A 23,034-nucleotide genomic window follows, 5' to 3' on the forward strand; every position below is an offset into this window, starting at 1 on the left:
CTCGAGTCATACTTTCATCAAGGTCAACGTGTTTTATTTCCACATTGGCTGCTGTAGTCGTGAGGCTATGCTTAATACCTGTCGTGCATCCACACCAATATGAACTTTCAGCCCAAAGTGCCATTGATTGCCCTTCTTGGTTTGGTGCTCCTCAGGGTCGCGTGCTCCCTCTTTATTCTTACTTGAATTCGGCGTTTCAATGATGTTGGCACCCATGAGTGAGCCTTCTTTTAGTAACACACCGGCGTCAGGCAGCCACAAAAAAGAACTAAAAACAAAATTTTTATTTGCTTTTAATTCTTTTTTATCAAAAGAAGATTGGAGAAATATTAAACATATATTTTAAAAACAAATACTTAAGTGAAATTTTAAATTTAAAAATAGAACAATCACTCCGCATAATTAATAAATAATATCTATTAAAGTACATAAAAGTACTATTACAACCACAAAAACGTATGAGACATATAAAATTCATTTATTTATTATAAAACAACAAAATATTATAAAAACAAAAACATCATAAGGCCTGTATTCTATGAAAAAATCACTTTTATTCACCGCTATTGCCTTCAGTATCCTAACCACTAGTGCTGCCCACGCAGAGCTATCCTTTGATGCAAACCTTGAGCTAGACACTGACGCTCTTGACTCAGCAACTACGTCGACTTCCTACGATCAAAATGGATTTGTGGAACTGAATGTTTATAGTAAACGCCAGAAAGGTGAATATTTCGTCGCTGCCAAAGGAGGCATTCGCTTACTCACAGACGGCGACAAGAACGTAGCGGTTCGTGATGCTTACATACAGCTAGGGAATGACACCTGGAATGCCCAGATTGGTCGCTTTGAAGCAATCAATCTATTCCCATTAGGCAAGGATACTCTGATAGCACATGCTGGCGGCGGCACCGAAGTATCCGTTTACGAAGCTAACAAAGTTCGCGGCTTTGCCGGTGATGATGGTGGCCAGATTGCGTTGCACTTTAAGGCCAGCGATAACCTGAAATTTGAAATTGATACAATATTTGGGGATGACGACACCGCAGGTGACAACGGAACTGCTATATCGGGTATCCGCCCTTCTGTCACCCTGACCACTGAAGCAGTTACTCTAACAGCCGGTTATGAAAGCGTGAGTTATGACCTGACTGCTGGCGGCGATGTAAGCCAGTCCGGCTTTGCCTTAACAGCTAATTTCAACGTAGCAGCGGCTAACATCAATATTTCAGCCGCACGCATGGAAGATGACAATACAGACAATAAAGTCACTTCTTATGCCGCTAATATGACATATGGCAACTTTGGTGCGGGTGTAATTGCATCGCAAGAAGATAACGTGAACGATGTAAATCCAGAAGTAGTCACGACTTACGCGGCATACACATTACCTCTGTTTGATATCGAAAATGCTACTGTTACTTTTGCAGGATCATATTCCACTGCAGACAATGTAGTAGACGATGAAGCCATTGCGGCTCGTATGCGCTTTAACTATACGTTCTAAAGTAAGAAAAAAGATAAGAGCAAGGCCGACAGCCCCCCTTCACTGACGGCCTTGTTCTTTATCCAGATATCACCGACTTATATAGCACTCTTATAAATCTCATCGCTATAAACACGCTATTTTTAAATTACCCATTCAATCATCACTCGGGTAACGCGTATCCTTCAAACTATCTTTAATTTTCTTTAAATGACTGTGAAAACCAACACCACGACGCAAAGTAACACCCGTTGCCAATACATCCAACAGAGCTAACTGAACAATACGCGAGATCATAGGCATATATACATCAGTATCTTCTGGCGTTGGTGCTTCCAGCAATACGGTGCACTCCTTTGTCAGAGGAGAGTTTTGGGCAGTGATGCCTAAAACAGTAGCTCCGCTTTCCCGGGCAATACGCGCAATCTCAACCATCTCCCGCGTACGACCTGTATAAGAGATCATTACGATCACATCACCAGTATGTGCTGCTGCTGCGACCATTCGCATCATCATCACATCATCATAAGCAGTGACCGGAATATTAAAACGGAAAAATTTATGTTGTGCATCCATCGCAACCGGACCCGAGGCACCCAAACCAAAAAAAGAAATCTGCTTCGCCTGAATCAGATAATCAACCGCTTTGGCGACTAAGGTTGCATCAACCCGCTTACGCGAGATATCAAGGGCCGCAATGGTCGAGGTAAATATTTTATCCGTGTACTCTTCAGTCGTATCATCTTGCTCGACACTGCGGCTCACATAGGGCGTTCCAACAGCAAGACTCTGGGCTAGCTGAATCTTGAAATCAGGGTAGCCGGTTGTAATGAAGTTCCGGCAAAAACGGTTCACTGTCGGCTCACTAACAGAGGACGCCTGTGCCAAAGTAGCTATACTCATTCGGGTGGCGGCTTTAGGATCCCGCAGGATAGCACCTGCAACTTTACGCTCAGATTTATTCAACGAATCTAGACGCTCACGGATCTGATCAAGTACATTCATATTATCAGGCATAGTAAGTGGACTTATTTAGGTGGACTAAAATGAGATGGATTTATTAGGTGGTTATTTAACTACATTAATACTATACCTGCGATAGAGTGAGGCTTCCAGCAACACCTCCTAAACAAATAAGCCTTCAGCATGCATAATTGACTAATACTCTATATATTTACGTAATATTACCACCAAAATGATTGACCTATCAGATAAACAGCATAGAATATTACATATATTGGTCTAATAACCACATTAATAGGATTTAGTATGTCTTCCCACAACACCTTGAGTGATATTGTCATCTTTGGCGCCATGGGAGACCTGGCGCAACGCAAGCTAATTCCCGCACTTTACCAACTGGCGCGCGAAGACTTAATAAATAAAAGCAGCCGAATTTTGGGTGTCGCCAGACAAGATATCGACAAAGAAACGTTCATTTCTGATTGCACCAAAAGCCTGCACCGCTTCATCAAGAAAGACGAATTAGACAAAGAAAGCCTGGCAGCATTTATGTCTATGCTGGACTATTGCAAGATTAATTTCACCGAAGCCGAAAATTACAAAAATCTGCAATCGACACTGACAACCCAGGATGATCGCACCCGTATTTTCTACTACGCAACTCCAGCATCTATGTTTGGCCCTATCAGCCAAAATTTAAGCGAAGCAGGCTGCCTGAATGAACAGTGCCGCATGGTCATGGAAAAACCCATCGGGCATGACCTGATCTCTGCCAATGCGATCAATGACCAGGTTTCAGAATTTTTCAGTGAGTCACAGATCTATCGTATCGACCATTACCTGGGCAAAGAAACGGTTCAGAATCTGATGGCACTGCGCTTTGCCAACCCTCTCTTTGGCACTCAATGGAACCAGAATCATATCTCTCATGTAGAGATCACTGTGGCAGAACAAGTAGGCATAGAAGGCCGTTGGGGCTACTTCGATCAAGCCGGCCAGATGCGCGACATGGTACAAAACCACCTACTGCAACTACTATGTCTAACTGCAATGAATCCACCTGACGATCTGTCTGCCGACCTCATCCGTAATGAAAAGGTCAAGGTACTTAAAGCCATGCGACCTATTACCGGCGACATGCACAACACCCATGTTGTTCGCGGGCGTTACACCAAGGGCATGATTGATAACACTCAGGTCCCCGGCTACATGGAAGAAGAAGGCGCTAACCCCAAAAGTAACACCGAAACATTTGTTGCGTTGAAAGTTGAAATCGACAACTGGCGCTGGGCAGGCGTTCCCTTTTATCTGCGTACCGGCAAACGTCTTGCGGGAAAACTTTCGCAAATTACTATTCACTTTAAACAACAACCGCATTTCATCTTTAATGAGAGCCAACGCAATCTGGCACAAAACAAGCTGACTATCCGCTTGCAGCCAGAAGAAGGGATCTCTCTACAGGTATTAAACAAAGACCAGGGACTGAGCAACGGCATGCGCTTGCGAAGTGAATCCCTGAATCTCAGCTTTTCACAATCAACCACACAAGACCGCATCCCTGACGCTTATGAGCGCTTATTACTCGAACTGATAAAAGGCAATCAAAACTTATTCGTGAGACGCGACGAAATTGAACACGCCTGGAAATGGTGCGATCAATTATTAGATCACTGGAAAATGGAAAACAAAGCACCGCAACCCTATGCGGCTGGCAGCTGGGGGCCCAAAGCGGCCGATCTACTTATTATGAAAGACGGGAATTGCTGGCATGAGGATCAGTGAAATGAATATGCCTGAGCATATAACGCTGTGCGAGTTTGAATCCAGAGAAGCGCTAACTAACAGTTTATGCGAGCTGATTCAGACACGTTTACAGAACTCAATCAATCAGTCTGGCCGCGCAAGCATCGCTTTCTCTGGAGGCTCAACACCGATTCCGCTATTCAAGCAGCTAAGCCACGCACCACTGGACTGGAGCGCAGTAACCATTACGCTAGTCGATGATCGCTGGGTAAGCCCTGACCATCAAGATAGCAATGAGCGGCTTGTAAAAGAAAACTTACTGCAAAACGAAGCCTCAGCGTCTCGATTTATCGGACTGTGGCAAGAAAACATCAGCGCAAAAGAAGCCGAAGCAAGCTGCAATCAACGGCTAGCTGAACTCGACACCCCATTGAATACTGTCATATTAGGTATGGGAAACGATGGCCATACCGCTTCTTTATTTCCATGCGCTAAAGGCGACCTCTACGCTGCACTGGCAAGCAACAAAGACTGCGCAGTAACAAATCCCGCGTCTGCACCTCACGCACGCATGACACTGACACCCAAGCGCCTATTTAACAGTGATTTACGTATTTTGCATATATGCGGCCAAGACAAACTAGAGGTACTGAAAAAGGCATTGCGCGAAAACAACCTACACACCATGCCGATCAGTATCTTTCTAGAACGACCACTCACTATTTATTGGGCAGCTTGAGCATGGAAGTACACAAATGCACAACACAATCACTAGTTCAAGCAGTGCTCTTAATACAGATACAGGATTATATATGAACAATCTTCTCCCTCAAGATATGACATTTCGGATTGACCAACTGTGCCACCTTGGACCAGTCATTCCTGTGCTAACTATCGATAATGTCGAAGATGCCATACCGATGGCGCAGGCGCTCGTTGAAGGCGGACTACCCGTTTTGGAAGTCACTTTACGCACTAGCGCCGCACTAAAAGCGATTGAAGCCATAGCGCGCCATGTACCTGAAGCAAAAGTGGGCGCGGGTACCATTATCACGCCTGATGATTTTAAGCGCGCTGTCGATTGTGGCAGCTCATTTATAGTCAGCCCGGGCATTACAACCGAACTACTGGAATACGGCATCAGCAGCGACATACCCTTCTTACCCGGCATTCAAACCGTATCTGAAATGATGGAAGGTATTCAGCGCGGCTACAAACGCTTCAAGTTTTTCCCTGCTGAGATATCAGGTGGAACCAACACATTGAAAGCATTCCAAGGGCCGTTTAGTGATGTACATTTTTGCCCGACAGGTGGCATTCGCGTCAATACAGCCGCTGATTATCTGGCACTAAGCAATGTCATGTGCGTGGGTGGAACCTGGCTAACACCGGCAGACCTTGTATTAGCGAAGGACTGGGCAGGTATTGCAGCACTCGCTAAGCAGGCATGCATAAGCGCCCGACCAGCAGGCAAATAATTTCATTAGCCCACGCATACTTAAGAAAAATACTTAAGAAAAACACTTAAGAAAAACGCTTAACAGTAATACAGAAAAAGGTAAGTGACCATGGATTACAAACAGGTAGAGATGCCTAGGCGCAAACGAATTGCGCTGATTGCTCATGATAATATGAAGCAAGACTTACTCGAATGGACTCGACAGCATCTTGATATGCTCAAGCATCATCATCTGTACGCGACAGGTACAACCGGCCACTTACTGGAAAATGATATCAATATCCCCATCGAAAAACTGATCAGCGGCCCACTGGGCGGTGATCAGCAGATAGGGGCACTCGTAACTAAAGGAATGATTGATATCATTATTTTCTTCTGGGATCCGTTTGAGCCAATGCCGCACGACCCGGACGTAAAAGCACTCCTGCGTGTTGCGGCAGTGTGGAACATTGCCGTTGCCTGCAACCGCAGCACCGCTGATTTTTTGATCAGTTCTCCACTCATGACGCAGGAACACCCCTACAAGATACCCGATTACGAAAAGTATCTTGCTAAGCGCTTAAACAAAGAAAGCTGATCGCTTTTAAATGACAATCACGCCCTCTTACTTGACGTAGGGCTCTATGGTGAATTGAGTTTCCAGACAAATCGATTCACCACTGAGCAAGACCACCGGGTCAACACACCCCGTATTAGCAGCCTCTATACACACAAAAGCATCAACCTGATCCAAGCCTATATCAACCACTCCCTTTGCAGACACACCCGGATTCCACACCACCGTTGATCCGCTATAGCGCTTACCGATGCGCAAAGATCGCTGCCAACCATGATCAACCAGCAACACACTCTCCGCATGATTGAAAACCCGGTCAATCTCCTGCGTCGCATCAACAGAGCCCTCCAGGTTAAACTGGGCCATTGCCTGCAACTTATCAAAATAAGCATACCCCTCAAGCCCTTCAATACTGATGCTATTTCTTGCCGATATTGCCAGATAACTATGCAATGCCTGCGTCAATGTAGCAGCCTGAAGCCCAACATTATCTGTCGTCAGACTAATAGCAAGCCCATTCTGCCCTACAGTAATTCGCAAACTCAGCGCCAAATCAGGCCACAACGACGCTTCCGGAGTCATCAGCCAGCACCCACCTGATTCAGTTATCTGCTCATGCTCCAACCGCCATTTACCCGTGCGCGCAACACCATGAGCAGGCAATGCCGCATCTGCCGGATGATCCGCAAACCAAGGCCAGCACAAAGGCACACCCCCGCGGATAGCGCCGGGGAATGATTTTGGCTGAGCCGTTAACCATAACACCGGATGTTCATTAGCTGGCCGAAAGTGCAACACCTGCGCCCCATGAAGGGAGATAAGCAGTTCACCCCACGGCTGCTTTATCAGGCGCACCGGAAAACCCTGCCACTCAACATCGTGACACCCATGATCCATACTATCGATCAAAGCTTGCCCGGCAATACTCACAGCCCCCCATTCATTCACACACCCATCTCCGTAAAGACAAATACACTCGCGCCCTCTTCTGCGCAACTCACTTGCCCACGCATCGGCGCAAATAACTCACGCCCCATAGACACATGATGATTAGCGGCGGAGGCAGGCATAGTCTGACCACGGGCCAGCCATGCGTCATTATCAGCAAGCAACTGCAAACTGCCAGTCGTGGCATCCAGACGAATAATATCGCCATCGGCTACTTGCGCCAACGGACCACCGACACTTGCCTCAGGCCACACATGGATAGCCGCAGGGACTTTACCTGACGCACCCGACATGCGACCGTCCGTTACCAGCGCCACTTTAAATCCGCGATCCTGAAGCGTGCCCAAATAAGGCGTCAGCTTATGCAACTCCGGCATTCCGTTAGCTTTTGGCCCCTGATAGCGCACAACTGCAACGAAATCACGATCAAGCTCACCGCGATCAAATGCCAGAGAAATAGCATCCTGATCTTCAAAAACAATAGCAGGCGCTTCAACGATATGATGCTCAGGCGCAACCGCAGATACTTTTATAACACCACGACCCAAATTACCTTCGAGGCGCTTTAAACCACCATTCGCACTAAACGGCTGCGCTACTGTACTTAGTACTTTACTGTCCAGTGACTCACTCACACCTTCACGCCAGACAACCTTGCCGTTTTCTAAGAACGGCTCCTGCGTATAACGCGATAAGCCTTTACCCATAATGGTCATTACATCTTCATGCAGAAAACCGCCCGCCAACAACTCACGCACAAGATAGCCAACACCACCCGCCGCCTGAAAATGGTTGATATCAGCATCACCGTTAGGATAAATACGCGCCAGCAGAGGGACCACATCAGAAAGATCAGAAAAATCATCCCAATTAATAATCACACCCGCTGCCTGAGCGATCGCAATTAAATGCATCGTATGATTAGTCGAACCACCGGTAGCCAGCAGAGCCACGATCGCATTAACCAGTGAACGCTCATCTACAATTTCATAAAGCGGAGTAAAACGGCCATTTTGCGCTGTAATTCGCACCACTTGCTGCGCCGCCTCACGAGTGAGCGCTTCACGCATATTAGTACCGGGGTTAACGAAGGACGAACCTGGCAGATGCAACCCCATCACTTCAACGACCATCTGGTTACTATTCGCCGTCCCGTAGAATGTACAGGTACCTGCACTGTGATAAGAATCAGACTCACACTGAAGCAGCGCATCACGATCCACTTTCCCTTCAGCATACAACTGACGAATATTGGCTTTTTCTTTATTTGGCAAGCCACTCGGCATCGGACCTGCGGGCACAAATAAAGTAGGTAAATGTCCGAAGCGTAGTGCACCGATCAATAAACCCGGAACAATTTTGTCACAGACACCCAGATACAGCGCGGCATCAAACATATTGTGAGATAAACCAATGGCGGTCGCCATGGCAATCACATCACGACTAAACAGACTCAGCTCCATACCCGGCTGCCCCTGCGTCACACCATCACACATCGCTGGCACACCGCCGGCAAACTGCGCCACTGAGCCCAGCTCATGAACCGCCGCACGAATCTGATCAGGAAAGCTGGCAAATGGCTGGTGAGCAGACAGCATGTCGTTATATGACGAAATAATACCCACATTGACTGCGTTCATCATTTTTAACGACTGCTTGTCGTTTTCGCCACATGCAGCAAAACCGTGCGCCAGATTTCCACAAGATAAACGTGACCGATGAACTCCCCGATCCTCTGCACCCTTCATCTGGTGGAGATAGGCCTCTCGGGTTGATTTACTGCGCTCTACAATACGTGCTGTGACTTGCTCAATAATGACGTGCATAAAAACTCCTGAATCATCACCTATTTAGACAGAAGAAAGCTGCCTGGGATTTTATTATATTGGTAAGTTTACATATATAATCTACAAACAACCATTGCTTTTTATTGTTTATTACGTACTATTAGTAAAAATAAATACATGTATTACGAGGTAGTATCCATGACAATCCGTGTTGCAATCAACGGTTTTGGCCGCATCGGCCGCAATGTACTGCGCGCACTCTACGAAAATAACTATCGCGACAAGATTCAAGTCGTTGCTATAAACGATCTGGGTGACGCTGCCATTAATTCACATTTATTCCAATATGACAGCGTTCATGGTCGCTTCGCAGGTGACGTTGAACATAATGCTGAAAGCATCATAGTCAATGGTGACAAGATTACGATCAGCGCCATACGTAATCCTGCTGACCTGCCGTGGAAAACACTGAATATCGATGTCGTCTATGAATGCACCGGCTTTTTTACCGAACGCGAAAAGGCTGCTCAACACATCACAGCAGGTGCGCGTAAAGTTATTATCTCAGCACCCGGTAAAGGTGCGGATGCCACCGTCGTCTATGGCGTTAATGATAACGTGCTTCGCCAGTCTCATCAGATAATTTCCAATGCATCCTGCACCACAAACTGTCTGGCACCCGTCGCACAGGTATTACAACAAAATATTGGCATCGAAAGCGGCCTGATGACCACGATTCACTCTTATACTAACGATCAGAATCTATCAGACGTTTATCACACAGACCTTTACCGCGCCCGTTCTGCTACGCAGTCTATGATTCCAACCAAAACAGGCGCAGCAGCCGCCGTGGGGCTGGTCTTACCGGAGCTTGCAGGCAAATTCGATGGCATGGCAGTGCGCGTACCTACGATTAACGTATCGTTAGTCGATCTATGCTTTATTGCTCAACGAAAAACCAGCGTAGATGAGGTAAACCAGCTTATTGCCGCCGCAGCCAAACACTCTCCGGTACTGGGATATAACACCCTCCCTCTGGTCTCGATAGATTTTAACCATAACCCTCTCTCCTCCATCTTCGACGGTTCTATGACCAAAGTTTCAGGTCGCTTAGTGAAAGTAATGTCTTGGTATGACAACGAGTGGGGATTCTCCAACCGTATGTTAGACAATACTCTAGCCTTAATTCAGGCACCCGCCTGAGGAGCATAACACCATGTTAAGACGCACCAAGATTGTTGCCACACTAGGCCCGGCCACCAGCAGTGAAGAGCAGATCGAAAAACTTATTCTTGCTGGGGCTGATGTAATGCGCCTTAATTTTTCCCATGGAGAAGCGGAAGACCATCGCAAACGTGCTGAAATGGTGCGCATGTTATCGAAAAAACATGGTCGTTTTGTTGCCATACTGGGAGATCTGCAAGGTCCAAAAATCCGCATATCTCGCTTTGCCGAACAAAAAGTACGATTAGAAGCGGGCCAGCCATTTACCCTGGATGCCACGCTCGACCGTGATGCTGGCGACCAGACACAGGTAGGCCTCGACTACAAAGCGCTAATAGAAGACGCCAAAATTAATGACGTCCTCTTACTCGATGACGGGCGTATTGAGCTCAAGGTAACTGAAACCTTTGAGCATAAACTGCACACCGTAGTGCTTCTCGGCGGCTGGTTATCCAACAACAAAGGCATTAACCGTTTAGGCGGTGGCTTGTCGGCAAAAGCACTGACCGACAAAGACAAAGAAGACATCAAGACGGCCGCTGCTATTGGTGTGGATTATGTCGCTGTCTCTTTTCCACGTGACGCCGCTGATATGAACGAGGCTCGCGCCCTACTCAAAGCAGCCGGATCTAACGCCGGACTGATCGCCAAAATAGAACGCGCTGAAACGGTGGCTGACCCTGAAGTCCTTGATGATATTATTCGCGCTTCCGAAGTCGTCATGGTGGCCCGTGGAGACCTGGCCGTAGAAATTGGTGATGCAGAACTTATCGCCGTACAAAAACATATCATTGCGCGCGCCCGCACGTTAAATACGGTAGTCATTACCGCGACTCAAATGATGGAGTCCATGATCAACAGCCCCATGCCTACCCGTGCAGAAGTGTCTGATGTAGCTAATGCTGTGTTGGATTATACGGATGCCGTGATGCTTTCAGCTGAAACCGCAGCCGGCGACTTCCCAACAGAAACCGTACAGGCTATGGATCGCATCTGCCTCGGCGCTGAGCGTCACCCTTTGACAAAAAGATCTAAACACCGCATCAATGAAGACTTTCATAACATTGATGAAACTATCGCACTGTCTGCAATCTACGCGGCCAACCATCTGGTCGGCGTAAAAGCGATTATCTGCATGACGGAAACCGGGGCTACGCCGCAACTCATGTCGCGCTTGCGCTCATCACTGCCCGTTTTTGCCTTCTCGCGTAACGAAGATACACAGCACCGAGTGGCTCTCTATCGAGGCGTATATGCTGTGCCATTTAATTCTGATCTACTCGATCCGGAAAAACTGAACAGAAGCGCTATCGAGATACTGATAGAACGAGAAATCGTTAAAACCGGCGACTTGGTTATTATTACTAAGGGTGACTACCTGAATGCACTAGGAGGCACCAACACGCTTAAAGTGCTTAGAGTCTGACCTCATTTTTTTACTTTGTTTTTTTAATCCCTTTTTTCTGATTCATGTTCGTGGCTCTCCAGCCAAAACTTCAGGGGAGTATTACTCCCCCTCTTTTTTAATATAAATACGACCAACGCATCGAACCCGCCAACCTTGCTGTACAAAAATTTCCTACACGGAAGAAGACAATAAAATTGGTTTCTGAAAGAGCACGGAGAAGGCAAGCGCTAGCGGGGATTACTTAGCGAGCGCTACTTGCCGCCAAGCATTGACTTATCGACACCTTGCCACCTTCATAAAACTGAAGGAAGCAGGTGAAGACATCAAGAAATAACCATTAAGGAGTACCGAAAACCATCAAGCTACGCAAAATAAGCGGGTGTCAGGTCTTCCTTGCCGGGCAACGAACTGAATGCACCCTGATGCGCAACAGCATAAGCACCACATGCGCTTGCAAACGTTAAGGCCGACTTAAGAAGTGCACTCTCTATTGCCACAAAATCAGATAATAATGGCGCCGATATATTCTGCTCAGCCAACGCATATAACAACCCTCCGATGAACGCATCCCCGGCAGCCGTGCTATCGACCATAGCGACACTTGGCGGTTGTATTGTGCCGGTCCGTTCTTGCGTGTGATAACGCAAGGGTTTACCGCCATCAGTCACCAATACTAACGCGATACCAAGCGACAACAAGCGCTCTATAACCTGTGCCTGAACCTGACCACGACATATAAAGTTAAGCTCTTCTACACATAATTTGACGATATCCGCACGTTCAAGGCAAGCCCAGATAAATTCAAATGGATCAGCACCCTCAGGCCATAAATTGAGCCGCAAGTTCACATCAAAACTAATGATACACCCTGCAGATTTTGCTTTATCTATGCCGGCCAATGTAGCTGCACGAATCGCGGGTTCCGTCAGTGTATTTGAGCAAAAATGAAATAATCCTCCGCCTTCAAAACAACTTTCCTGAAAGTCATCGGCACTAAATAGCAAGTCAGCAGAAGCATTCCGATAGAACTCAAAACTTCGCTCGCCATGATCATCCAACGATACAAATGCCAGCGCTGTTTTGCCCTCATCGCTTTGCAAAAGATAGCGGGTATCGACACCCGCATCTTCCAATGAAGCTTTCATGAAATCGCCAAACATGTCAGCACCCACCTGACCAACAAACACGCTGTTTCCGCCTAGCTTACCGACTGCAGCGGCAACATTAGCTGGTGCCCCGCCCGGAAATTTAGTAAACGATTCATGCGAAGCTGCTTCTGTTTTTCCAGCAGGCTTCGATACTTTACTGGACAGCATATCAACTAAGGCTTCACCAAACGAAATTACCTTTTGCATTACTTCGCTCCACGCATTTTTTGCTGTTTTTCTGATACTTTATCTGATGCTTTAGCTGAAGGAGCTTTCCCTTTTGACATATGCTGCTTAACAATGGCCATCAGTCCTTGTGTCGACTCATCGTAATCAGTGCTTTTTCGCTCAATACTTCGACTAATTTCAGTCGCTAGTCGCTTGCCCAACTGAACGCCCCACTGATCAAACGAATTAATATTCCATATCGTCCCCTGCACAAACACCTTATGCTCGTATAGCGCAATGAGAGCCCCTAAATTACGCGGGCTTAATTCATCCATTAACAAAACATTACTGGGACGATTACCCGGACAGCTCGCATATCCCTGCTGCCCCTCACTAACATCACCATTCATAAACGCATTTGCCTGCGCCAGCATATTAGTGAGTAGTGCAAAATGGTGCTCTTCAGCCGTTTCATCGGTTTTCAGCGAAGCAATAAAATCGATAGGTATAAACCGGGTGCCCTGGTGCAACAGTTGAAAAAAAGCATGCTGGCCGTTGGAGCCCGTCTGTCCCCAGACAATAGGTCCGGTATCGTAGCTAACAGGCTTACCTTCCATATCGACTGACTTACCATTACTTTCCATATCCAGCTGCTGTAAAAATGAAGGGAATTGATGCATCGCCTGATCATAAGGAATAACAGCTTGCGTTTCTGCCCCCAAAAAATTGGTATACCAGATACCGATCAATGCCATGATGACCGGCATATTTTTATCCAGAGGTGCTTCAAGAAAGTGCCGATCCATTTCGTAAGCGCCTTCCAGCAACTCGATAAACCGATCATAACCAATACTCAACGCAATGGGTAAGCCAATGCTGGACCACAGAGAATAACGCCCGCCAACCCACGCCCAGAATTCAAAAATACTATCCTGACGAATTCCAAACTCCATCGCTGCCGCTTTATTCGTCGAGACTGCTACAAAATGCTGCCCGATATCGGCCTCCACACACCCCGTTTCCTGCAAAAACCAACGCTTCGCACTGTTCGCATTAAGCAAGGTTTCCTGGGTCGAAAAGGTTTTCGTAGAAACAATAAATAACGACGTTTCAGGATCAAGACTTTTAAGCACTTTCTTAATATGCTGACCATCAACATTCGAGATGAAATGCATACTTAATTCGGGGTGCTTATAGTTAAGTAGCGCACGGCACACCATATTAGGCCCAAGATCCGACCCTCCGATACCAATATTGATAATATGGCGAATTCTTTTACCGGTATAACCTAACCACTTTCCGTCTCGTACCTGATTACTGAACGTCTCAAGCTTTTTAAGGCCCGCCCGAATATCTGGCATCACATCCTGACCGTTCACTACAATCGCCTCATCACCGCGATTACGCAAAGCAACATGCAACACTGGCCTTTTTTCGGTTGCATTAATAATATCACCGGAGAACATCTGTGCACGGCGCTGACGTAGAGAAGAATGCTCGGCGAGCTGCAGCAATGCCGCAAAGACCTCATCGGATATTTTATTTTTGGAATAATCCAGAAACAGCTCACCCAAACGCAGGCTCATTTTATCAAATCGAGCGGGATTGGCGGTAAAATAATCGGCTATACGATCATCTTTTGTCTTCTCTGCCAGCTGCTCGAGCTTCTTCCAAGTAACTGATTGATCAAGTGCATACATGATATATTTCTCATTAATAATTATTATTAAAATATAAGGCCCTAAAAAACGGTACGCAGAATACATCAGCCACTAACAATGAAGTAAATCAACATATATGCCCGCAACAACAACCATGAATGCCATAAAGGCGACAGGCTGTATTACATCGTTAATCCTAAAAACAGGCAAATACCCTACCCACTCTCATCATGTACTTTTTTATACATTGCTTCTTAGCTGAAATAAAAATCTAAAACGCTGTACTGGCTCATCGTATAATAACGTAATTATTACAAATAATAAGGAAATACCAAACAAAATATTAAAATTTATTCGTAATAAAACCACGATAATAAAGATCGACGTTTTGTATATTAGTAATATTCAATTAAATAGCATGATCCCAGCAAGACAAAAGTCCAGGTCAGTTTCGATTAGCCTATATACAAAGCGCCTATGGAGGTTTTTCGGTATTCCGAGGGTGTCATTTCCTTTAGAGCAAAAAATCTACGATTAAAATTCGCGATATTATTGAAGCCCACCGTGAAACAAATATCGGTTATCGGCTCATCCGTATGTGCTAAGTGCTCACAGGCCTTATTGATTCTCATACCGTTAACAAACTCAACAAAACGCTGTCCTGTCGATTTTTTAAAAAACTTCGAAAAATAAGTAGGACTCATATCAACATGTTTAGCGATCTCATCCAACGTGATTTCCGAGTCATAATGTTCAAAAATATAGTTAATCACCAGATTGAGACGATGAAGAATTTTGGAATCCTGAATCGGAACATAGGCTGAAGATGACAACACCCGGTAATCGGAAATGGAAGCCAGCAACTCAATCAGTGTCAAAAAACGTGTCAGCCTTTTCAGGCCTGATGAAGTGGCAATTTCCTCAAACAACGGTACTATTTGTTGTATTTTATCAGTATCCAGAAATTCAATACCGTAACTGGCACGCTCCCAGAATGGCGCCAATACACGCATCTCCTGAAAGACTGATTCACATCCGCGAACAAACTCCGGAGAAAAATTCACAACGCGATCACGCAAATCAATCTGCTCATCCCTACCTATCTGACTCACCCAGTTATGAGGCAATTGAGGCCCCACAAGAATCAGGCTGCCGGGTGAGAAATTACCTATATAATCACCGATAAAAACTTTACCTGTGGTTGCCGTTATCAGATGCAATTCATATTCATCATGATAATGCCAACGCACTAATGGGCTGGGGTAACCGTGCTCCAGATAACGAATTGATGCATCCGCCTGCTGATCGACCCATTCAAACTCAGGTTGAATACGCTGCTTCATTTTATTTATACCTCACCTTCGCGCGATAACCGCGACTTAATACCAGGTCACATCCCTATTTATACTTTATCGCCCTATTTTTGACCATTAATTCAACCACAAGGGCGCTTATCATGATAACGGACGACAAAATTGTATTGATAGGCATCATCACTAAGAGAAGGCACCTCCTATTTCAACACTCTCGGCCGCTCGACCAGTAATGCCCCAAGCTTGACCTGCTTAAAAGCACTGTATCGCTTTAACCTCTCAATAAGATTGGCCATACAGTCCTCATTATTTATAAAAAATGTTTAAGCTCTCCCAAAGAGACATATGCAGCATGTCAGCTATGGCAAATTTTTCTGGCGTAGGATGCTCAGGATCAGGGACTGCCACAACGTTCATACAGGCAGCTTTAGCGGCGATGACACCATTGAGCGAATCTTCCCATACCCGACATTGCCAAGGTTGCGCACCGATACGCTGAGCCGCCAACTGAAAGACAGCGGGATGTGGTTTAGAAAACTCAACTTCTGTACCGGAGGTAAATAATCTAACCGGAAGCGCATGCTTACGAACTACCGACTCAATAAAAGACAAAGGTGAAGATGACGCTATTGCCAACGGCAGATCCAGCTCAGCGATACGCTCCAACAACTCAACCGCTCCGGGCATAACAGGAGCGGTGCCTATAGCCGCTGACATCTCCTCCAGAATAGCCGCACACAGATGGACGGCATTAATATCCGCGTCTGGATAAGCACGCGCGATTGCTATGCTTAACTCTCTTGTGCTCATGCCCGAATAAGCAGCAACCTCGTTCAAGCTTAAGTCAAGACCATACAGTTGCTGCAAAACGCGCCTTTCGACACGCTGCCAAACAGGCTCAGAATCAACCAGCAAACCGTCCATGTCGAAAATAGCAAACTGCATCACCCACCCCTTTGATTCATTGATACTGATTATTTATCTGGATAATCAGCCCTCTAACGTCAGCTCTAATGTCGCCCGCACTCCGTATTGCTGCAAGCGGCTTAATTGCAGACTAAATGCCTCCCGAAAAGCGGCCGAATCAGGAATAACTGAACCGAACACATCATACAAACCCAGAAATTCGCTGGTCAGCGTCTCAGGATCCTGAATCGCTTGCTGCAACAAGTCTGCGCGCGGATCAGAAACCACAAAGGTCTCGTTGCACTCATCAATACCTCGCAGATAATGAGCCCATGACGCAATAATCAAAGCAACCCGCTCCAATGACTGACCGCTTTCGATCAAACCTAACAGAGTAGGCAAAACAAACTTAGGAAACTTGGACGACCCATCAGAGCAGATCCGACTTAACTGATCACCGATAGCCCGATTAGAAAACCGCTCAAGTAATGTTGTTTTGTAAAGATCCAGGTCTATTCCGGGGACGTCTGCCAAAAGAGGCGTTACATCTTGATCCATGAAGGAACGCACATAACGCTTTAATAGCGGATCTTCCATTGTTTCATGAGCAAACCGATAACCTAAAAGAAAGCCTAAATAGGTCATCGCAAGATGGCTACCGTTCAGCAAACCAATCTTCATTTCCTCATAAGGCGTCACATCATCAGTAAATTGAACACCAACCGCTTCCCACTCAGGACGACCATTACAAAATTTATCTTCCAGCACCCATTGCAGAAAAGGCTCGCAGACAACAGGCCAACTATCTTCAATCCCCTGTTCGGCTGATAGTTGTTTGCGGTGCTCGTCACTGGTCATCGGTGTAATTCGGTCGACCATTGCATTGGGGAAACTTACATTAGCGGCAATCCAATCATGCAAAGCCATATCACGCAGAGCTGCAAACCCAAGCAACGCCTTGCGCGCCACATCACCGTTATGCGGCAAATTATCACACGACATCACAGTAAAAGGAGCAACACCAGCAGCCTGGCGGCGTACTAGTGCTTCTGCAAGATAACCAAAAATAGTGGTTGGCGCTTGCGGGTGTGCCAAATCATGTTGGATCTGAGGAAGCCCTGCATTAAACTCTCCCGTACTATCATCCGTGCAATAGCCGCCCTCAGTGATCGTTAACGATACAATTCGCGTGTGCGGCGAAGCCAACTTTTCAATCAAGGCTTCAGAATCATCTTCTGCCATCATGAAATCGCCAATAGCGCCGATAACCTGCACACCAGCATCTTCCTCTTCACCTAATTCATATAAGGTGTATAGAAAATCCTGAGACTGCAGCACTTGCTGCATCGCTCTGTCATCGGGACGCAAGCCTACACCACAAATACCCCACTCAGAGGCTTTGCCCTGATTCAGTAATGCTTCGGTATAAGCTGCCTGATGAGCTCGATGAAAGCCACCGACGCCCACGTGAATAATACCCGGCAATATCGCATGTCGATTATAAGATGGCACCGTCACCTTCGCGGGGAGCAGCGCCAGATTACCTTCATTTAGTTTCATTAAAATACCCCTATCTACAACATATGCTGTTAATCATTAAGCGGGCTCAGGGGCACGGTTCAACTTAGCGATTGCCATACCCTGCTCATCAAACAAATGGCAATGCTGCAAATCCAGACTCAGGCCTATTCTGTCGCCATAAGCGCCAGAAAAATCACCCGGTGTACGCACGGTGAGTGTTTCTTTTGTATCAGTTTTGACATAACAGAAAGTGTCACTGCCCAGATGCTCTGCAATGTCCAGAATCCCATGGAAGTCACTTTCATCGGCTGCCGTTACCCGTATATGTTCCGGTCGGACGCCCAACGTTACCTTCTGGCCGATACTCACCCCTTCCGATGTTACCGGTACACGCACTCCCGGGCCTGCCATCAGCTCTACATCGACACCATCGGCATCACTGCCTACCACTTTGCCAGGCAAAAAGCTCATTTTTGGCATCCCAAGGAAGCCGGCCACGAATTGATTCACCGGATGATGATAAAGCTCCATCGGCGAACCCACCTGCTCAATTTGTCCCTGACTCAGAACAACCACTTTATCGGCCAACGTCATTGCTTCAACCTGATCATGGGTCACGTATATCATGGTGGCATTAAGATCATGGTGCAGGCGTGCCAGCTCAAGTCGCATCTGGATACGCAAGGCGGCATCAAGGTTGGATAGCGGCTCATCAAAAAGAAAGACTTTAGGGTTTCGCACAATAGAACGCCCAATCGCAACGCGCTGACGCTGACCACCCGACAGATCTTTGGGCTTACGCTCCAACAAGGGTTCAAGTTCGAGAATACGAGCCGCTTCCGTCACTTTGGTATTGATGACGTCTTTGCTGTCCCCCGCCAGCTCGAGTGCAAACGACATGTTTTTACGTACCGTCATGTGCGGATACAGCGCATAGCTCTGAAAAACCATAGCCAGATCGCGTTTAGCGGGAGCCAGTTCGGTAATCTCTTTGCCGTCGAGGAAAATTTCTCCGGAGGTGACTTCTTCCAGCCCGGCAATGGAGCGCAACAGTGTCGATTTTCCGCAACCGGACGGACCCACAAAAACGACGAATTCGTGGTCTTTAATAGCGAGGTTGATGCCTTTCAGTATTTCAACGTCACCGTAGGATTTACGTAAATTTGTTATTGTTAAATCAGCCATGATAGTTCCTTGAAATTTGTTAAATGCCTACTTCACCGCACCGAAAGAGAGACCACGTACCAGTTGCTTTTGGCTGAACCAGCCAAAGATCAGGATCGGGGCACAAGCGAGTGTCGATACGGCCGAGAGTTTGGCCCAAAACAGACCCTCAGGGCTTGAGTAGGAAGCGATCAATGCAGTCAGCGGCGCAGCCTTGGAGGCCGTAAGATTGAGTGACCAGAACGCTTCATTCCAGCATAAAATCAATGAGAGCAATACGGTAGAGGCGAGCCCGCCTTTACTCATCGGCAGCAATACCCGCCAGATTTCCTGAAGTAGACTGGCACCGTCCATGCGTGCAGCTTCCAGTACTTCTTTAGGTATTTCCTTAAAGTATGTATAGGCCATCCACACCATGATCGGCAGATTGATCAGGGTGTAGATAATAACCAGCCCTAAGCGGGTATCCAGCATACCCATATCTTTGAATAACAGGTAAATCGGCACCAGCACGCCGACCGGTGGCAGCATCTTGGTAGACAGCATCCACAACAATGTCGTTTTGGTTCGCTTGGTTTCAAAAAAGGCCATGGAATACGCAGCAGGAACGGCAATCATCATGCCAATAATTGTTGATCCAAAAGAGACAACAACAGAGTTCCAGGCAAAATGAAAGTAGTCGCTACGCTCGTTAATCTGCGTGTAGTTTTCCAACGTCGGCGTGAAGAACAGCTGCGGTGGTGTCGCAAAAGCATCGATCTCTGTTTTAAAGCTGGTTAGTATCATCCAGAAAATCGGAAAGAAAATAACCAGCGCAACACCCCAGGCAAGAGTACCCAACAGTACGGTATTCAAACGGCGACGCTGTTTGAGGCTAAGCATGTTGAAATTCAGCATAAAATGGCTCCCGTATCTCAGTTTTTATCAGTCAGGCTTTTGCCGACCAATCGCACAAGGAAGAAGGCCGCAACATTGGCCAGAACAACCGCAATCAATCCGCCTGCAGATGCCATACCTACATCGAACTGCAATAAGGCCTGGCTATAAATCAGGAACGCTAAGTTGGTCGTCTCGTAGCCAGGACCGCCACCGGTGGTGGTAAATATTTCTGCGAAAATGGAAAGCAGAAAGATGGTTTCAATCATGACCACCACGGCAATGGGACGCGCCAGATGCGGTAGGGTTAGGTGATAAAAGAGCGCCCAAGGGCCAGCACCATCTAAACGCGCCGCTTCTTGCTGCTCTTGATCCAGCGATTGCATTGCAGTCATTAACAGAAGGATGGCAAACGGTAGCCACGCCCAAGAGACGATGATAATGATCGCCAGCATCGGGTATTCAGAAAACCAATCTACCGGCTGAGCACCAAAGAAGGTCCAGATCGCGGCAAACACACCCGAAACCGGGTGCAACAGTAAGTTCTTCCATATCAGGGCGCTCACCGTAGGCATAATAAAGAACGGCGAAATCAGCAAAACACGCACAACCCCCTGTCCCCAGAAACGCTGGTTAACCAATACGGAAATCAGTACACCTAATACGATGGTAATTAACAGGACGGCACCCACGAGCAACAAGGTGTTACTCATACCAGCCCCAAAACCTTCATCGGTCAGGAAGTATTCATAGTTTTCTAATCCAACAAAGCCATTATCGTCTGGATAAAGCAAGTTGTAGCGGATCAGCGAGAAGTAGATCGTCATTGATAACGGCACAACCATCCATACCAGCAACAGCAATACAGAGGGCGAGACCATGTAGCGACTGATGCGGGCGTTGGTTTTGGCGATACCGCTGACACTCTCCGCGCTGTCATCAGACACGCTTTTAGCGCCCGAATGCAAAGGGGTAGTTTTCATAATGAGTTCTCACGGAATGGGTAGATCAAAACAGTCATCAACCCCCGCAGACACACGGCGGCTGACATCCTGATTAATCATTTAAATTACATTGTGGTAACCGAATGATACGGCTCTGTCAGCCAGACACAGTTGTGTCTGGCTGACAGATTGAAGCGCCTATTACTTCTTGTCGTAGTAACGAGCACGCTTCATTTCACGTGTAGAAATACGTTGTGAACTTTCTAGCGCTTCGTCTACTGTCATAGATCCCGCTAATGCACCGGACACCATTTTACCTACCTGAGTAGCAATCGACTGAAATTCAGGAATCGCAGCAAACTGTACACCCACATAAGGCGATGGCTTCAGTGTAGAATCATTAGCATCTGCACGGTTCATAGACTCAAGTGTTCTGGCGGCAAACGGTGCTGCTGCCATATAATCTGCATTGTTGTAAGTAGATGCACGCGTACCCGGCGGGACATTTTCAATACCGCTGGTCTCAGCAACCAACTGGCTATATTCCTTAGACGTTGCCCACATAGCGAATGTTTTTGCTGCCTCTTTAGCATCCGACGATACAGGTACCGCCAGCGCCCAGGACCACAACCAACCCGCGCCTTTAGTTGTCACCTGCTGTGGTGCCAGAGAGAAACCTACCTGATCTGAAACATTACTCTGCGAATCATCAGTAACAAAAGCACCGGCAACGGTAGCATCTACCCACATACCACACTTGCCACTGTTAAACAGCGCCAGGTTTTCGTTAAAGCCGTTAGAAGAAGCGCCCGGAGGACCATAGTTACCTAACAGGTCAACATAAAAACTAACTGCATTTTTCCATTCTTCACCGTCAAATTCAGGTTTCCAGTTTTCATCAAACCAACGAGCACCGAATGAATTAGCCATTGTCGTCATCAACGCCATGTTTTCACCCCACCCTGCTTTACCGCGAAGGCAGATACCATATTGTCCCTGTTCCGGCTTGTGCAGTGCTTTTGCGAAAGACTTCATCTGATCCCAGGTAGGCTGATCAGGCATCGCCAGGCCTGCTTTTTCAAACAAATCCTTACGGTAATAAGTCATTGAACTTTCAGCATAGAACGGTAGCGCGTATAAAGTACCTTCTGATGACAACCCCCCGCTCACTGCAGGAAAAATATCTGCCTCGTCATATTCTGCCGGTAAATTATCCATCGCCGTGAGCCAGCCTTTTTCACCCCAGATCGGTGCTTCGTACATGCCAATGGTCATAACATCGAACTGACCACCTTTAGTGGCGATATCTGTTGTCAGACGCTGACGCAGGACGTTTTCTTCAAGCACGACCCATTCCAGCTTAATCTCTGGATATGCTTTTTCAAAAGCACTGGATAAACTCTGCATACGCACCATATCACCGTTATTAACGGTACCAATAGTGACGGTAGTCGCCGCCGATGCGGTTAACGTAACAACACACAGAGAAGAAGCAAGCAAGACTGGAATCAGTTTGTTTTTCATCGATTTATTCTCCATAGCTGACCCTTAAGGACAGCAATATTTTTTATATTTTTTATATACCCTCCCTGCCTCATAGAATGAAGGCCGTGGAGCGAGGGGAAATCAATTAAACTCTTATAGCATATTTAAAACAAATGAAAAACAATCCTTATACCTGTACTTTATTGCACTATTTATAGATTTCGCAACTGCACAAAAAAACAAATTTATATAATTTAATTATTAAAAATCAATA

Annotated in this window: 19 protein-coding genes and 1 pseudogene; 7 read left to right on the plus strand and 13 right to left on the minus strand. The window is 46.6% G+C overall.

What is annotated here, in order from left to right:
- Positions 1-258: pseudogene (locus Nant_RS12735) on the minus strand (transposase); the annotation flags it as partial.
- 280 nt (positions 259-538) lie between these two features.
- Between Nant_RS12735 and Nant_RS12740 the strand changes: the two are divergent.
- Complete coding sequence (locus Nant_RS12740; RefSeq protein ID WP_054342048.1) at positions 539-1,507, plus strand: carbohydrate porin; 969 nt, start codon at positions 539-541, stop codon at positions 1,505-1,507.
- 135 nt (positions 1,508-1,642) lie between these two features.
- Here the strand turns inward: Nant_RS12740 and Nant_RS12745 are convergent, their stop codons facing one another.
- A complete protein-coding gene (locus Nant_RS12745; RefSeq protein ID WP_082400247.1) occupies positions 1,643-2,503 on the minus strand; it encodes a MurR/RpiR family transcriptional regulator in 861 nt (286 codons plus the stop codon).
- Positions 2,504-2,755: 252 nt separating this feature from the next.
- On the opposite strand from Nant_RS12745, the gene zwf reads away from it, so the two are divergent.
- The 4 genes from zwf to Nant_RS12765 all read left to right on the plus strand — a co-directional run bounded on the left by zwf (position 2,756) and on the right by Nant_RS12765 (position 6,228).
- Positions 2,756-4,231 carry a glucose-6-phosphate dehydrogenase gene (gene zwf / locus Nant_RS12750; protein WP_054342049.1) on the plus strand — a complete coding sequence of 492 codons (1,476 nt, stop codon included), beginning with the start codon at positions 2,756-2,758 and terminating at the stop codon, positions 4,229-4,231.
- A 1-nt stretch (position 4,232) separates the two neighbouring features.
- Positions 4,233-4,931, plus strand: a complete 699-nt coding sequence (pgl, locus tag Nant_RS12755; RefSeq protein WP_054342050.1) for a 6-phosphogluconolactonase — start codon at positions 4,233-4,235, stop codon at positions 4,929-4,931.
- Between the two features lie 73 nt (positions 4,932-5,004).
- The gene (locus tag Nant_RS12760) at positions 5,005-5,670 is read left to right on the plus strand and encodes a bifunctional 4-hydroxy-2-oxoglutarate aldolase/2-dehydro-3-deoxy-phosphogluconate aldolase (protein WP_143773515.1); all 666 of its coding nucleotides are present in this window, start codon (positions 5,005-5,007) and stop codon (positions 5,668-5,670) included.
- Between the two features lie 90 nt (positions 5,671-5,760).
- Complete coding sequence (locus Nant_RS12765) at positions 5,761-6,228, plus strand: methylglyoxal synthase (RefSeq protein WP_054342052.1); 468 nt, start codon at positions 5,761-5,763, stop codon at positions 6,226-6,228.
- Positions 6,229-6,255: 27 nt separating this feature from the next.
- Here the strand turns inward: Nant_RS12765 and Nant_RS12770 are convergent, their stop codons facing one another.
- Together Nant_RS12770 and edd are read right to left on the minus strand one after the other, a co-directional pair.
- Positions 6,256-7,155, minus strand: a complete 900-nt coding sequence (locus tag Nant_RS12770) for a D-hexose-6-phosphate mutarotase (RefSeq protein WP_054342053.1) — start codon at positions 7,153-7,155, stop codon at positions 6,256-6,258.
- Entirely contained in the window at positions 7,152-8,981 is a 1,830-nt protein-coding gene (gene edd, locus Nant_RS12775) for a phosphogluconate dehydratase (protein WP_054342054.1), read from the minus strand. The genes Nant_RS12770 and edd overlap by 4 nt, the downstream gene beginning before the upstream one ends.
- 159 nt (positions 8,982-9,140) lie before the next feature.
- Here edd and gap point away from each other — a divergent pair, with 159 nt between their 5' ends.
- Positions 9,141-10,145: a type I glyceraldehyde-3-phosphate dehydrogenase gene (gene gap, locus Nant_RS12780; protein ID WP_054342055.1), complete on the plus strand. Its 1,005-nt coding sequence runs from the start codon at positions 9,141-9,143 to the stop codon at positions 10,143-10,145.
- A 13-nt stretch (positions 10,146-10,158) separates the two neighbouring features.
- Positions 10,159-11,592, plus strand: coding sequence for a pyruvate kinase (pyk, locus tag Nant_RS12785; protein ID WP_054342056.1), 1,434 nt, complete (start codon positions 10,159-10,161; stop codon positions 11,590-11,592).
- Between the two features lie 344 nt (positions 11,593-11,936).
- On the opposite strand, the gene Nant_RS12790 is transcribed toward pyk, so the two are convergent.
- The 9 genes from Nant_RS12790 to Nant_RS12830 all read right to left on the minus strand — a co-directional run bounded on the left by Nant_RS12790 (position 11,937) and on the right by Nant_RS12830 (position 22,799).
- A complete protein-coding gene (locus Nant_RS12790) occupies positions 11,937-12,929 on the minus strand; it encodes a carbohydrate kinase family protein (protein ID WP_054342057.1) in 993 nt (330 codons plus the stop codon).
- Entirely contained in the window at positions 12,929-14,590 is a 1,662-nt protein-coding gene (gene pgi / locus Nant_RS12795) for a glucose-6-phosphate isomerase (protein WP_054342058.1), read from the minus strand. Before pgi ends, Nant_RS12790 begins: the two co-directional genes overlap by 1 nt.
- 416 nt (positions 14,591-15,006) lie before the next feature.
- A complete protein-coding gene (locus Nant_RS12800; RefSeq protein WP_054342059.1) occupies positions 15,007-15,894 on the minus strand; it encodes an AraC family transcriptional regulator in 888 nt (295 codons plus the stop codon).
- 276 nt (positions 15,895-16,170) lie between these two features.
- Positions 16,171-16,809 carry an HAD family hydrolase gene (locus Nant_RS12805; protein ID WP_054342060.1) on the minus strand — a complete coding sequence of 213 codons (639 nt, stop codon included), beginning with the start codon at positions 16,807-16,809 and terminating at the stop codon, positions 16,171-16,173.
- A 45-nt stretch (positions 16,810-16,854) separates the two neighbouring features.
- On the minus strand, positions 16,855-18,330 hold the full coding sequence (locus tag Nant_RS12810; protein ID WP_054342061.1) for a mannitol dehydrogenase family protein: 1,476 nt from the start codon (positions 18,328-18,330) through the stop codon (positions 16,855-16,857).
- A 36-nt stretch (positions 18,331-18,366) separates the two neighbouring features.
- On the minus strand, positions 18,367-19,476 hold the full coding sequence (locus tag Nant_RS12815) for an ABC transporter ATP-binding protein (RefSeq protein ID WP_054342062.1): 1,110 nt from the start codon (positions 19,474-19,476) through the stop codon (positions 18,367-18,369).
- Between the two features lie 27 nt (positions 19,477-19,503).
- Positions 19,504-20,337, minus strand: coding sequence for a carbohydrate ABC transporter permease (locus tag Nant_RS12820; RefSeq protein ID WP_054342065.1), 834 nt, complete (start codon positions 20,335-20,337; stop codon positions 19,504-19,506).
- 32 nt (positions 20,338-20,369) lie between these two features.
- Positions 20,370-21,212, minus strand: coding sequence for a carbohydrate ABC transporter permease (locus Nant_RS12825; protein WP_202905010.1), 843 nt, complete (start codon positions 21,210-21,212; stop codon positions 20,370-20,372).
- Positions 21,213-21,476: 264 nt separating this feature from the next.
- Positions 21,477-22,799: an ABC transporter substrate-binding protein gene (locus Nant_RS12830; RefSeq protein ID WP_054342063.1), complete on the minus strand. Its 1,323-nt coding sequence runs from the start codon at positions 22,797-22,799 to the stop codon at positions 21,477-21,479.
- Between the last annotated feature and the right edge of the window lie 235 nt (positions 22,800-23,034).

Origin of the sequence: Neptunomonas antarctica, from assembly GCF_001305295.1 — a bacterium.
Taxonomy (GTDB): Bacteria; Pseudomonadota; Gammaproteobacteria; order Pseudomonadales; family Balneatricaceae; genus Neptunomonas; species Neptunomonas antarctica.

Coding starts and splice junctions, on each gene's coding strand:
- Nant_RS12740 (WP_054342048.1), top strand. CDS start 539: ATGAAAAAATCACTTTTATTCACCGCTATTGCCTTCAGTATCCTAACC.
- Nant_RS12745 (WP_082400247.1), bottom strand. CDS start 2,503: ATGCCTGATAATATGAATGTACTTGATCAGATCCGTGAGCGTCTAGAT.
- zwf (WP_054342049.1), top strand. CDS start 2,756: ATGTCTTCCCACAACACCTTGAGTGATATTGTCATCTTTGGCGCCATG.
- pgl (WP_054342050.1), top strand. CDS start 4,233: ATGAATATGCCTGAGCATATAACGCTGTGCGAGTTTGAATCCAGAGAA.
- Nant_RS12760 (WP_143773515.1), top strand. CDS start 5,005: ATGAACAATCTTCTCCCTCAAGATATGACATTTCGGATTGACCAACTG.
- Nant_RS12765 (WP_054342052.1), top strand. CDS start 5,761: ATGGATTACAAACAGGTAGAGATGCCTAGGCGCAAACGAATTGCGCTG.
- edd (WP_054342054.1), bottom strand. CDS start 8,981: ATGCACGTCATTATTGAGCAAGTCACAGCACGTATTGTAGAGCGCAGT.
- gap (WP_054342055.1), top strand. CDS start 9,141: ATGACAATCCGTGTTGCAATCAACGGTTTTGGCCGCATCGGCCGCAAT.
- pyk (WP_054342056.1), top strand. CDS start 10,159: ATGTTAAGACGCACCAAGATTGTTGCCACACTAGGCCCGGCCACCAGC.
- Nant_RS12790 (WP_054342057.1), bottom strand. CDS start 12,929: ATGCAAAAGGTAATTTCGTTTGGTGAAGCCTTAGTTGATATGCTGTCC.
- pgi (WP_054342058.1), bottom strand. CDS start 14,590: ATGTATGCACTTGATCAATCAGTTACTTGGAAGAAGCTCGAGCAGCTG.
- Nant_RS12800 (WP_054342059.1), bottom strand. CDS start 15,894: ATGAAGCAGCGTATTCAACCTGAGTTTGAATGGGTCGATCAGCAGGCG.
- Nant_RS12805 (WP_054342060.1), bottom strand. CDS start 16,809: ATGCAGTTTGCTATTTTCGACATGGACGGTTTGCTGGTTGATTCTGAG.
- Nant_RS12810 (WP_054342061.1), bottom strand. CDS start 18,330: ATGAAACTAAATGAAGGTAATCTGGCGCTGCTCCCCGCGAAGGTGACG.
- Nant_RS12815 (WP_054342062.1), bottom strand. CDS start 19,476: ATGGCTGATTTAACAATAACAAATTTACGTAAATCCTACGGTGACGTT.
- Nant_RS12820 (WP_054342065.1), bottom strand. CDS start 20,337: ATGCTTAGCCTCAAACAGCGTCGCCGTTTGAATACCGTACTGTTGGGT.
- Nant_RS12825 (WP_202905010.1), bottom strand. CDS start 21,212: ATGGTCTCGCCCTCTGTATTGCTGTTGCTGGTATGGATGGTTGTGCCG.
- Nant_RS12830 (WP_054342063.1), bottom strand. CDS start 22,799: ATGAAAAACAAACTGATTCCAGTCTTGCTTGCTTCTTCTCTGTGTGTT.